Annotated in this window: 11 protein-coding genes; all 11 read right to left on the reverse strand. The window is 74.1% G+C overall.

Annotated features, from left to right (window positions below; translation table 11 throughout):
• Positions 1-2,515 (reverse strand): ABC transporter permease (locus VR45_RS26340; RefSeq protein ID WP_045942328.1); only part of this gene is annotated, 2,515 nt, incomplete at its 3' end.
• A gap of 73 nt (positions 2,516-2,588) precedes the next feature.
• Positions 2,589-3,341, reverse strand: a complete 753-nt coding sequence (locus tag VR45_RS26345) for an ABC transporter ATP-binding protein (RefSeq protein ID WP_045942334.1) — start codon at positions 3,339-3,341, stop codon at positions 2,589-2,591.
• Positions 3,342-3,379: 38 nt separating this feature from the next.
• A complete protein-coding gene (locus VR45_RS26350; protein WP_045942329.1) occupies positions 3,380-3,775 on the reverse strand; it encodes an SHOCT domain-containing protein in 396 nt (131 codons plus the stop codon).
• 186 nt (positions 3,776-3,961) lie between these two features.
• Positions 3,962-4,627, reverse strand: a complete 666-nt coding sequence (locus VR45_RS26355; protein ID WP_045942330.1) for a response regulator transcription factor — start codon at positions 4,625-4,627, stop codon at positions 3,962-3,964.
• Positions 4,624-5,847, reverse strand: coding sequence for a histidine kinase (locus tag VR45_RS26360; RefSeq protein ID WP_078896848.1), 1,224 nt, complete (start codon positions 5,845-5,847; stop codon positions 4,624-4,626). The genes VR45_RS26355 and VR45_RS26360 overlap by 4 nt, the downstream gene beginning before the upstream one ends.
• Positions 5,848-5,860: 13 nt before the next feature.
• Positions 5,861-6,538, reverse strand: coding sequence for a DUF2269 domain-containing protein (locus tag VR45_RS26365; protein WP_353612717.1), 678 nt, complete (start codon positions 6,536-6,538; stop codon positions 5,861-5,863).
• 301 nt (positions 6,539-6,839) lie between these two features.
• Positions 6,840-7,478 (reverse strand): NAD(P)H-binding protein, encoded by a 639-nt coding sequence (locus VR45_RS26370; protein WP_045942331.1) that lies wholly within the window; start codon positions 7,476-7,478, stop codon positions 6,840-6,842.
• A 162-nt stretch (positions 7,479-7,640) separates the two neighbouring features.
• A complete protein-coding gene (locus tag VR45_RS26375) occupies positions 7,641-8,270 on the reverse strand; it encodes an NAD(P)H-binding protein (protein ID WP_045942332.1) in 630 nt (209 codons plus the stop codon).
• 75 nt (positions 8,271-8,345) lie between these two features.
• Positions 8,346-9,980, reverse strand: a complete 1,635-nt coding sequence (locus VR45_RS26380; protein ID WP_234326183.1) for a PQQ-binding-like beta-propeller repeat protein — start codon at positions 9,978-9,980, stop codon at positions 8,346-8,348.
• A 31-nt stretch (positions 9,981-10,011) separates the two neighbouring features.
• The gene (locus VR45_RS26385; RefSeq protein ID WP_078896849.1) at positions 10,012-10,986 is read right to left on the reverse strand and encodes an NAD(P)-dependent oxidoreductase; all 975 of its coding nucleotides are present in this window, start codon (positions 10,984-10,986) and stop codon (positions 10,012-10,014) included.
• A gap of 304 nt (positions 10,987-11,290) precedes the next feature.
• The coding region (locus tag VR45_RS26390) for an MFS transporter (RefSeq protein WP_159394362.1) at positions 11,291-12,512 on the reverse strand (1,222 nt) is incomplete at its 5' end.

Below are 12,512 nucleotides of genomic sequence, written 5' to 3' on the forward strand. Positions count from 1 at the left end.
GCAACCCGGCCACCGCCCCCGCCACCAGCCCGGCCAGCAGCACCACGGACAGCTGGAGCGGCGGGACGGCGAAGCTGCCCGTCCCCTCGGTGTCGGCCGCCCGGACCAGCGCCCAGCCCAGGAACGCCCCCAGGCCCAGGCCGCCGATCGTGCCGAACAGCGCCACCAGCACCGACTCCCAGCGCACCATCGCGCGCAACTGGCTGCGGGTCTGGCCGACCGCGCGCAGCAGGCCCAGCTCCCTGGTCCGCTCGTGCACCGCCAGGGTCAGCGTGTTGGCGATCCCCAGCAGCGCGATCAGCACCGCGAGCGCCAGCAGGGCGTAGACCACCGAGAGCATGATGTCGACCACCGAGGCCGCGCTCTTCGCGTACTCCGACCGGGTCTGCACCTTCGGGTCGCCGAACGGCACCGCCGCCGCCGTCACCGCCGCCTTGCCGGCCGACAGCGAGACCCCGTCCTTCAGCGCCACCGCCACCAGTGAGTCGGAGTCCTGGCCCTTGTGCGGGGCCCACGCCTCCCGGGTGACCAGGTAGTCGCCGACCAGCTCACTGCCCTGGTACAGGGCCTTCACCGTGAACGGCGTCTCGGCACCGTCGCTGAACCGCACCGGCACGGTCGTGCCGACCTGCCAGCCCTGCTTCTCCGCCTCCGTCCTGGACACCGCCAGGCCGTCGGTGCCCAGCTGGAGCGAACCGTCCACCCGGCCGAGGTCCACGATGCCCGCCAGCCGGGTCGGGTCGGTGACGTCCAGGGTCCGGCCGTGGCCGTCCACCCGCGCCACACCCCGGCCCAGGCCCACGCTCTGCCGCACCTCCGGCAGCCCGGCCACCGCGTCCGCCAGCTTCGGGCTGAGCGCACCGGCCCGGAAGCCGCCGGTGGAGATCGCGAGGTCCCCGGCAAAGGTCCGGCTCACCGTGTCGTCCATGGTCGCCTTGATCGACGCGCCGAAGACGGTGAACAGCGACACCACCGTGACCCCGACCATCAGCGCGCTGGCCGTCGCGGCCGTCCGCTTCGGATTGCGGGTCGCGTTGCGCTGTGCCAGCACACCCGGCATCCCGCGCAGCCTCGGCAGCGGCGCGCCCAGCAGCCGCACCACGAAGGTCGCGAACACCGGGCCGAGCACCACCACACCGAGCAGCGTCGCCACCGCCCCGCCCGCAGTCAGCCCGACCGAGGGACCGTCCGTCGCGCCGACCACCGTGGCGGCCGCACCGGCCGCGATCAGCAGCGCGCCGGTGATCCAGCGGATCCGCCCGGCCCGGCCGTCGGCCGCGCCGTCCACCGCCACCGCCCGCATCGCGGCCAGCGGCGCCGTCCGGCCAGCCCGCACGGCCGGCGCGACCGCCGAGCCGACCGCCGTGACCGTGCCCACCAGCAGCGGCAGCCCCACCGAGACCGCGCTGATCACCAGGCTGCCGGTCGGCAGGCTGAAGCCGATCACCTTGAACAGCGACTTCAGCCCGGCCGCGATCCCGATCCCGCCGAGCACTCCGGCCACCGAGGCCGCCAGCCCGACCACCACCGCCTCCGCCAGGGTCGCCCCCAGCACCTGGCCGCGGGCCGCGCCCAGCGCCCGGAGCAGCGCGTTCTCCCTGGTGCGCTGCGCCACCACGATGGCGAAGGTGTTGTGGATGGTGAAGGTCGCCACCAGCAGCGCGATGCCCGCGAAGACCAGCAGCAGGGTGGTGAACATGGTCAGGAAGCGGCTGGACACCTGCGCGGTGGCCTCCTCCGAGACCTTCGTCCCGGTCACCGCCTCCAGCCCGGCCGGCAGCTTCGCCGTCAGCGCCGTCACCAGCTCCTGCTGGGAGACGCCGCCCGAGGCCCGGAACTGGATCGAAGTGGCCTGGCCCTGCCCCTTCGGGGTCAGATAGCGCTCGGCGTCCGCCAGGGTCAGCCCGGTGTAGGTGTTCTGGCCCATGCCGTCGGCCTCGGCGCCGAAGGTCGCGATGCCGACGATCGTCACCGGCACCGGGTCGGGGGCGCGCAGGATGGTCGAGTCGCCGATCTTCAGGTCACCGGCCTTGGCCGCGCCCCGGTTGATCACCGCCTCCCCCGGCTGCTGCGGCGCCCGGCCCTCGGCCAGCCGGTACGGGTTGAGCCCGCTGTCCGGCTGCCAGTAACCGGCCAGCGTGGGCGGACCCTGGCCGCCCACCGCCTTGCCGTTCTTGCCGATCAGCTGGCCGGAGCCCTGGATGGCCGGCTCGGCCGCCGCGACCCCGGGCACCTGGCGCAGCTGGTCCGCCAGCGCGAGGTCCACCGGGGCGCGGACGCCGCCGAAGGTGTTCTCGGTGTCCATCACATCGGCGCTGCGCACCACCGCGTCGGTGCCGCGGTTGGCATCGGCGAACAGGGTGTCGAAGCTGCCGCGCAGGGTGTCGCCGAGCACCAGGGTGCCGGTCAGGAAGCTCACCCCGAGCAGGATCGCGGTGAACGTCCCGGCCAGCCGGCGCTTCTGCGCGGCCAGCGAGCGCAGACTGATCCGCAGGGTTGCGGTGGTACTGCTCATGAGTCCACCTCGCTGCGCTCGGCAGGCGCTTCGCTCAATGCGCACCCCTCGATGATTCGCTCCCTGCGCTCGCTCATGACCCCGCGCCTCCCCGGCCTGCCGCGGGGGCGTGGTCGAAGTCCTTCATCCGGTCCAGCACCCCCGCCGGGGTGGGCCGCTCCATCCGGTCCACCAGCCGGCCGTCGGCGAGGAACAGCACCTCGTCCGCGTAGCCGGCGGCGGTCGGGTCGTGGGTGACCATGACCACCGTCTGGCCCATCTCGTCCACCGCGCGGCGCATCAGCTCCAGCACCTCGGCGCCGGTCCGGGAGTCCAGGTTGCCGGTCGGCTCGTCCGCGAAGACCACCTCCGGCCGGCCGGCCAGTGCCCGGGCCAGCGCGACCCGCTGCTGCTGGCCGCCGGACAGCTCGGTCGGCCGATGCTCCAGCCGGTCCCGCAGGCCGACCGCGTCGATCAGGGTCTCCACCCACTCCCGGTCCACCTCGCCGCCGGCCAGGTCGACCGGCAGCGTGATGTTCTCCCGGGCGGTCAGCACCGGCACCAGGTTGAAGGACTGGAAGACGAAGCCGATCCGCTCCCGGCGCAGCAGGGTCAGCCTGCGGTCGCTGAGGTTCTCCAGCTCGGTGTCACCGATCATCGCGGTGCCGGCGGTCAGCCGGTCCAGTCCCGCCGCGCAGTGCAGCAGGGTGGACTTGCCGGAGCCGGACGGGCCCATGATCGCGGTGAGCCGGCCGGCCGGGAAGCCGACGGTCACGTGGTCCAGGGCACGCACCTCGGTGCGGCCGATGCCGTAGACCTTGACCGCGTCGGCCACCCGGGCGGCCATCCGGTCGGTCTCGACCAGTTCGAGGACCGGGATGGTGGTCACTTGGTACCGCCCTGGCCCGGCTTGGTGTCGTCCGGGCCCTGGAAGTGCTCCAGCAGGGTGTCCCGGCGGGTGCGGTACTCCTCCTCGGTGAGCTCACCGTCGGCGTACCGGCGGGCCAGGCTCGCCAGCGGGGCCTCGGTACCGCCGCCGCCCCAGGGGCCGCCGCGCCAGCCCGGGCCGCCGCCCCAGGGGCCGCCCCACTGGCCGGCCCACGGCGGGCCCCACGGCCCGCGCCGGGCGAAGCCGCGGCGGCGGAAGACGGTGAACACGGTGACCAGGACGATCAGCCAGAACAGCGGGAAGAGCAGGAACCACGGACCGGGGCCGCCCCCGTTCCACGGGCCCCAGCCCTCCCGGCAGTAAGCGTCGGCGAGCAGTGCGGTGCTCTGCATGTCGGTCAACTCCTCGGTGTGCCCCGCACGTTCGGACGGGGGCCGCGCCGGCCCCGGACGGTCTCCGAGGCCACCACGAGCTTCTCGCCGAAGGGGGGTCCGCCGCGTCCTCCGGGGAGCGGCACCGCGGGTACGACACCGGGAGTACGCCCCGGGGCGCGGACTGCTCCCGGGCCGCCCCCGCCGCTACAGCCAGCCGGGGCGGACCAGGCCGGACTCGTAGGCGAGGACGACCAGCTGGGCGCGGTCGCGGACGCCGAGCTTCACCATGGCGCGGCTGACGTGGGTCTTCGCGGTGAGCGGGCTGACCACCAGGCGGCGGGCGATGTCGTCGTTGCTCAGGCCCATGCCGACCAGGGTGAGTACCTCGCGCTCCCGGTCGGTGAGCGCGTCCAGCAGCTGCCCGCCGGCGGAGGGCTCCCGGGAGCGGCTGGCGAACTCGTCGATCACCCGGCGGGTCACGCCCGGGGAGAGCAGGGAGTCGCCGACCGCGGCGACCCGGACGGCGCGCAGCAGGTCGGACGGTTCGGTGTCCTTGGCGAGGAAGCCGGCCGCGCCCAGCCGCAGCGCCTCGAAGATGTACTCGTCCATCTCGAAGGTGGTCAGCACCACCACCCGGACGGCGGAGAGCTCGGGGCGGGAGCAGATCAGGCGGGTGGCCTCCAGGCCGTCGGTGCCGGGCATCCGGATGTCCATCAGCACGACGTCCGGCCGCAGCTCCTCCACCAGCCGGACCGCCGCCCCGCCGTCGTCCGCCTCGCCGACCACCTCGATGTCGGGCTGGGCGTCGAGCAGGGCCCGGAAGCCCGCCCGGACCAGGACCTGGTCGTCCGCCAGCAGTACTCGGATCATCCCGTCCGCTTCCCCTCGCTCGCCGTGCCCGGCCCCGCGGGGTCGGGCAGCCAGGCCCTGACCCGGAAGCCGCCGCCGTGCGGACCGGTGGTCAGCTCGCCGGCGAAGGCCGCGGCCCGCTCGCGCATGCCGACCAGGCCGTTGCCGGAGCCGCCGCCGTCACCGCCGGCGGCCGGGCCCGGATCGTCCACCCGGAGCAGCAGCCCCGCCGGGGAGGACCAGTCCATCAGAACCGTGGCGCTCCGCGCGGCCGAATGGCGGATGACGTTGGTGAGCGCCTCCTGGACGATCCGGAACGCGGCCAGCTCCACCTGGGCGGGGAGCGGCCGGGCGGCTCCCACCGTGTCGACGGTGACGGTGAGCCCGGCGTGGCCGGCCTGGGTCACGAGTTCGGGCAGCCGGGCGAGGCCGGGGGCGGGGGTGCGCGGGGCCTGGCCGTCCGGGCCGCGCAGGGTGCCGAGCACCTGGCGGACCTCGCCGAGCGCCTCCTTGCTGGTCGCCTTGATGACGGTCAGCGCGGCCCGCACCTGCTCCGGGTGCTCGTCGATGAGCTCCAGGGCCACCCCGGCCTGGAGATGGATCACCGAGATGGAGTGGGCCAGGATGTCGTGGAGTTCGCGGGCCATCCGCAGCCGCTCCTCGGCGGCGCGGTTCTCCTCGGCCTGCCGCCGGGCCAGCCGGCGGGCGGCGAGCTGCTCGCCGCGCGAGCGCATGATCTCGGCGCCGGCCAGGATCAGCAGCAGCCAGGCCGCCGCCCCTGCTTCCTGCCACCAGCTCGGGCCGGGTCCGGGGGCGCGCTGCCAGTCGTGCGGCAGCAGGTGGGAGCTGGCCAGATGGAGCAGGTAGCCGCCGCCGAGGGAGATCCAGGCCCACCGGCGGCAGCCCCGGGCGAGCGCGCCGTACACGGCGACGGCGAGGCTGAAGAACACCGGGCCGTACGGGTAGCCGGCCAGCAGGTAGCCGATGGTGACGGCGGTGACGCCGGCCACCACCGGACCGGGGAAGCGGTCGCGCAGGAGCAGCAGGGCGGGCCCGAGCAGCAGCAGCGCGTAGCCGACCGCGTCGAGCGCGGCCCGGTCGGTCTGCTCGCGGGCGGCGGCGGTGGAGCCGACCACCTGGACCAGGGCCACCAGGAGGGCGGAGAGCCTGGTCCAGGAGGGTCTGGTCCACGGCGGTCCGGGATAGGGATCGTGGTCGGTGCTCACGTGGTCGGTGCTCATGAACGGGTAACGGTCACCGCCCCGGCGCCGCGCCCGCGGCCCGGTTGACGCGTGCGGCGCGGGCCTCGGCGGCCAGGCGCTTCCCCCGCTCGGTCATGCCCCAGGGCTTGACCACGGAGAGCACGGTGGCGGTCAGGTAGATGGCCAGGGCCACCGAGGGGGCGATCACCAGCACGTGCGGGGAGCGGCCGTCCGGCGGGACGGTGCCGGCCGCGACCTGGCCGGCCGCGTCGTGGATGAAGGCGCGCAGGGCGAAGATCGAGGCCAGAGTGGCGGCCAGGGTGAGCCAGAACTTGGTGGCGACCCAGCGGTAGCGCAGCAGGCCCCAGGTGGTGCCGAGGGACAGCAGCACGCCGGAGAGCAGCGAGAGCAGGCTGATCGGGATCAGCAGCCAGTCGGCGAAGATCTCCTGCGCCAGGTAGGCGGCGCGCACGGTGTCCGGGTTGTCGGAGAAGCGGCCGGCGATGCCGAGGGCGAGCACACCGGCGGTCAGGCCGAGCCAGCCGACCGAGCAGGCGACGTGCACGGTCAGCCAGACCCGGCGGGCGTGCTTGGGCAGGCGGAGGCGCCCGGCGAGGCCGGCCGGGGGCTCCGGCCGGTCGGCGCGGGCGGCGCGGCCGGCCTCGGGCCCGGCGGGGGCCGTCGGGGCCTCGGGGGTGTCGGCGGCGGTCGGACCAGGAGGTGTGGGCATCGGCTTGTGCTCCGGAGGGCGAGGGGCGACGCGGGCCACGGGCCGGCGGCCACCGGGTGGATGGTGTACGGCCGCCGGCCCATGGCTTGGGTGATCCACGGGATCACCCCCTACTCTGCCCGGCCGGGGTGGGCGGGGCATCGCACGGCGGGAGTAGCCGGCCGTACCGCTCGTTGAGTACGGGCGGCGCGGCGCGCGGGCGGCCGGCGGCCGGGATCGTTCGGCGAACGGGCCGCGGGCCGACTGCGCGCAGGCTTCGGGCGGGCGGCGAACGGGCAGCGGACCGGCGGTGGACGGGCGGTCAGTAGGCGATCTCCACGACCTCGCGCCGCGCGGCCGGCTCCTGGAGCGCGGCGAGCAGGTAGTGCGCGAGGTCGGCGCGGGATATCGACCAGGCCCCGGGCAGCCGGCGGCCGACCGCCGTGCGGTAGCGGCCCCGGGCCCGGCCGCCGGTGAGCCGGGCGGCCCGGACCAGCGTCCAGTCCAGCTCGGTGTCCTCCAGCAGGAACCGCTCCATTCGCGCCATGTCGGCGTACGGCCGGCGGAGCATCGGGTGCAGCACCCAGGAGGTGAGGGCCCGTTGGAACGGGGCGGCGCGCCAGGGCACCGGGCTCATGCTGGTGGTGGAGACGCACAGCACCCGGGAGACGCCGGTGGCGCGCATGGCCTTGAGGATGTGGTCGGTGCCGGCCGAGTAGACGGTGGTGGCGGCCCGGCTGTAGCCGATGCCGAGCGCGGAGACCACCGCGTCCGCGCCCTCGACGGCGCGGGCCACCGCGTCCGGGTCGAGGACGTCACCCTGCCGGATGGTGCTGGGGCGGGCGTCGGCCAGGGCCAGCGGGTCGCGGGCGAAGGCGACGGTGGAGTGCCCGGCCTCGGCGGCCAGCTCCAGGAAGTGGCGGCCGGTGCCACCGGTCGCGCCGAAGACGACGATGTTCACGGTGCGTTTCCCCCTCGATCGGCCTTGGACGGCCTTGGACGGCCTTGGTCGGCCCCGGTCAGCCCCGGTCGGTCCCGGCGGCGGGAGGCCGGCCGGTGGCCGGCGCGCGGCCGGCCCGCGCCGCGGACGTGCCGCGGGCGGGCCGGCCCCCGCCGGGGGTCATCAGTTGGCCACCTCGACGCGTCGGCCGTAGGTGGCCGTGTCATCCAGATGGGTGACGATGTAGTCGGCGACGTTCGCCCGCGCGATGCGCGACGCCTTCGCGATGTGGCCGCCCACCACCGCCTGGTAGTTGGGGGTGGCCGGACCGTCGGTCAGCATCGGCACCCGGACGATGGTCCAGTCCAGCGGGCTGGCCTCGACCTCGTCCTCCATCCGGGCCAGGTCGAGGTGGATGTTCCGGTAGACCCGGTCCACCACGAACTCGGCGACGAAGCGCTGCATCGCCGGCAGGTGCTTGGTCTCCAGGCCGGCCGAGGACATGGTGACCAGCCGGCGCACCCCGCCCGCCCGGGCGGCGGCGATGACGTTGCGCGCGCCCTCGGAGAACACCGTGGTCGTGGTGCGGGTGGTCACCCCCAGCGCGATCACCACGGCCTCCTTGCCGGCCAGCGGGCCGGTCAGCGATTCCACGTCGAACACGTCCGCGCGGACCTTGGTCAGCCGCTCGTGCTCGATCGGCAGCTTGGCCGGGTCGCGCAGCAGCGCGGTGACGCTGTGCTTGTTCTCCAGGGCCTTCTCGACGAGCAGCCGTCCGGTCCGACCGGCCGCTCCCACCACGACGATGTCCATAATTTCCTCCTTGCCGGGGCCGGCGGCAACTGGTTGCCGCCGGCCGTGAGTTGACCTTCGCTACGCCGACGGGTCCTACGGTAGGGAAAAGGCGAGCAGAACGCCGCCCGCATTGCTCGGGTACTGCGGGTAGTACGCGGCCTGGACGTAGAGCATGCCGTCCGCGACCACCGCGCCGCCGCCACCGGAGAGCGCCGTGCCGTGACCCGGCACGCCGTTGACCGTGGTGAAGTCGCGGACCACGTCGTACTGCCAGAGCACCGCGCCGGTGGTGGCCGAGAAGACGCGCATCTTGCCGTCGGCGCCACCCTCGTAGACCAGGCCCCGGGTGGCCGTCACGGCGGGGGTGAAGGCCCGCTGGCACAGCTCGGGGTTGGCGGCCGCGCCGCCCCACTGGCAGCCGTCGGCCGGGCTCTCGGTCTGCCAGAGGATCGCCCCGGTCGCCGGGTCGAGCGCGTACAGGGTGCCCGGGTTGGCGAACCAGGTGGCGACGTAGAGCCGGGTGCCGTCGAAGCTGGTGCCCCACTGGATGCCCGAGCTGCCGCCCTTGGTGTTGGGGTCGGCGACCACCGCGCGGTCCCAGACCTTGGCACCGGTCAGCGCGTCGTAGACGTGGTAGATGCCGTTCTTCTGGCCGATGCCGATCACCCGGCGGTTGCCGATGCTGAAGACGTTGGCGCTGGCGCCGAAGTCCCAGTCGTGGTCGGTGCCGTTGGCCTTGCTGGGGCAGTAGGCGTCGGCGCCGGGGATGCCGCAGGCGACGGTGAAGGTGTCCGGGAAGACCTCCTGGGACCGCCAGCGGACATTGCCGTTGTAGGCGTCCAGGGCGAGCACCGAGTCGGTGTCGCCGGCCGCGCCGGTGTAGTTCTGGCCGGTGCCGACGTAGATGGTGCCGGTCTCCCGGTCGACCACCGGGGAGCTCCACACGGCGACGCCGGAGGGCTCGTAGCGGGCCGCGCCGTTGGGCCAGGTGCCGACCTGCTGCGGCTGGGGAGTGGTCCAGTGCCGCCAACTCAGCTGTCCGGTGTACGCGTTGACGGCGACCACCGAGCCGCGGAAGGTGCAGCACGGGTAGGTCAGGTCGAAGGTGGCACCGGACTCCTTGCTGGACACACCCACGTAGACCTGGCCGTTGTAGACCAGCGGCGAGCTGGTGATCTGGGCCTGCGGGTGGGTGTCCAGCTTCAGCGACCAGCGCAGGGCGCCGGTGCGGCGGTCGAGCGCGTACAGGTAGCCGCGGTTGTCACCGAAGTAGACGGTGTTGCCCTCGACGGCCGGGCTGCTGCGGACCGGGTCCGGGTTGGTGGCCGAGTGGGCGCCGGCCACCGGGGCGACGTCGAAGGTCCAGCGCGCCGCGCCGGTCTTGGCGTCCAGCGCGTGGAAGGTGCCCTCGGCACCGCCGACGTAGAGGGTGCCGTCCACCACGGCGGGCTGGCTGCCGAGGTAGACGCCCTGGACCTTCTCGTGGCCGAAGGCCCACTTGAGGCCGAGGCCGCCGACGGTGGCCGGGGTGATCCGGCTCTCCTGGCCGTTGAACCGGCTGCCGGACTGGTCGAACTGCCAGCTGCTCCAGTTCGCCGGGGGGCGGGGGCGGGACTCGGTGTCCTCGGCGCCCGCGCCATTGGTGGCGGCGAGCAGGACGAGGGCGGTCAACAGGGCCACCAGGGCGGTGCCGAAACCGGCCGCCCGAGGCCGTCTTGGCTGGGACACGTGGATCAACTCCTCGGTGAGAACGAGTGGTTCACGTACGGTCCGGGGTGCCGGGAAGCCCGGCGGTGACCTCCGCGTGGGAGAGCACGGCGGCACAGTCCAGCTCGCCGAGGCCCGCCTCGGCGGCGGCGACGAGGGTCTCGTGGGTGGCGTCGCAGACCGGGGTGGCGACACCGAGGCGACCGGCCTCGGCGGTGGCCAGCCGGAGGTCCTTGCGCATCAGGTCGAGCCGGAACTGCGGCTCGCCGTAGGCCCGGCGGCGCATCACGCCGGCCTTGTACTTCATCACGGGCGAGCTGAAGCCGCTCTCGCTGATCATCGAGAGGGCCAGCTCGCGGTCGATGCCGGCCCGCTGGGCCAGCGTCACCGACTCGGCGAGCACCTGCATCTCGACGCCCATCAGCACATTGAGCATCACCTTGGCGGTGGCGCCGAGACCGCTCGGGCCGAGGTGGCGGATCTCCTTGGCGAGCGGCTCCAGTACGGCGCTCAGCCGCTCGAAGGTCTCGGCGGACCCGCCGACCATGAAGCGCAGTTCACCGTCCTTGGCGTGCTGGCCGTTGCCGATGATGCAGGCGTCCACGGCGCTGCGGCCGCGGCCGGCGACGCGCTCGGCCACCGACCGGGCGAAGTCCGGGGAGACGGTGCTGGTGTCCATCACGATGCCGTGGGCGGGCAGCGTCTCCAGCACCCCGCCGGCGCCGAACAGCTGCTCCTCGACGGCGGCCTCGGAGGCCAGGCTGAGCAGCACCACGTCCACCTGCGAGGCCAGTTCGGCCGGGGTGGCGGCGACCACGGCGCCGCGGGCGGCGAACGGGGCGGCGCGCTCGGGGGTGCGGTTGTGGACCACGATCCGGTGGCCCTGGTCGAGCAGGCGGGAGGCCATGCCACCGCCCATGACGCCAAGACCTATGACACCGATCCTGGTCGCCGGGGGTATGCCGGGGGCGGCGGCGGGCGGGAGGTCCCGGGAGAGTGCACGCCGCCGGCTGGGTATGTCGGCCATGGAGTCGACCCGCTTCCTGGTGGGCTGGTCGCGCCGGTACTCCCGGCGCTCGGAGTGCGGCGGGGAAGGCCGTGCCAGACACCCCGCCCCACCGCGGCCGGGGTGCCGACTGCCCGTCCAGCCTAGCGGGTGAACACTCACTCCGCGACGGCTTTCGGCGTCCGTTTCGAGCCGTATCCAGTGCTGACGTGCGATCAGTTCCGGCCCCGGACAAGCCTCCTCCCCCACCGCCGGGGGTAACGGTAGGGGAGGAGGGGCTATCGGGGCGGACACCGGTCGGTCGACCGGGGCGGAGCGGCGGCCGTCAGCCGGCCGCGGTCTCCGGCCGCCCGCCCGCGGGGCCGGCGTGCCCGGACTGACCGCCCTGGCCGCCCTGACCCTGGCCCTGACCTGCCGGGGCACCCTGGCCCTGGCCCTGCCACTGGCCGCCGCCGGGCGCACCCTGGCCCTGGCCGCCGCCCTGGCCGCCCTGACCCTGCCACTGGCCGCCACCGGGGCCGCCCTGGCCCTGGTGCTGGCCGCCGGGACCGCCCGGGCCACCCTGGCCGCCGGGGCCCTTGCCGCCGGGCGCGCCCATCGGCGCCCGCATCGGACGCTCCTGGAGGAAGACCACGACCAGGGCGCCGAGCAGCGCGATGACCATGCCGATCAGGTAGACCGTGTGCAGCGACTCGGCCAGCGCCGAGGCCACACCGTCGCGCACCTCGGGCGCCTGCGCCCGGACCTTGGCCGGCGAGGTCAGCAGACCGTCCGTGCCGAGCCGCGCGAGCGCCTCGGCCGGCACCTTCTTCGGCAGCTGGTCGCGCAGTTGGGCGTTGAGGATGGCACCGAAGACGGTCACACCCATGGCGCCACCGAGCGAGCGGAAGAAGTTCGCCGCGGCGGTCGCCACACCCAGCTGGCGCATCTCGACGGAGTTCTGCACCGCCGCGATGAGCACCTGGGTGACCAGACCGAAGCCGATACCGAACACCGCCAGGAAGCCGCCTGCGGCCACCTGGGAGGAGTCGGCCTTGAGGGTCGACATCAGGTACAGGCCGACCGCCATGATCAGCAGGCCCGCGATCGGGAACAGCTTGTACTTGCCGGTCGCCGCGACGACCTTGCCCGAGACGGTCAGGCTGACCACGGTCGCGATCATCAGCGGGACCAGCAGCAGCCCGGACTCGGTGGCGGTGTCCCCGTTGGCGACCTGGAGGAAGAGCGGGGTGTAGACGGTCGCCACGAAGAGCGAGATCGAGGCGAGGAAGAGGCCGACGGTGGCCACCAGGATGACCGGGTCCTTGAACAGCTCCAGCGGGACGACCGGCTCGCTGGCCCGCTTCTCCTGCAGGACGAAGCCGGCCAGCAGCACCGCGGCGAGCACCAGCAGGCCGATGATCTGGACCGAGCCCCAGGAGTACTGGTCACCGGCCCAGACCGAGACCAGCAGGATCGCGACGATGGCGGAGCTGAGCAGCGCCGAGCCGAGGTAGTCGAGCTTCTTCTTCTGCTTGTTGACCGGCAGCTTCAGCACCGAGCTGACG

Origin of the sequence: Streptomyces sp. NRRL S-495 (genome assembly GCF_000966955.1) — a bacterium.
Taxonomy (GTDB): domain Bacteria; phylum Actinomycetota; class Actinomycetes; order Streptomycetales; family Streptomycetaceae; genus Kitasatospora; species Kitasatospora purpeofusca.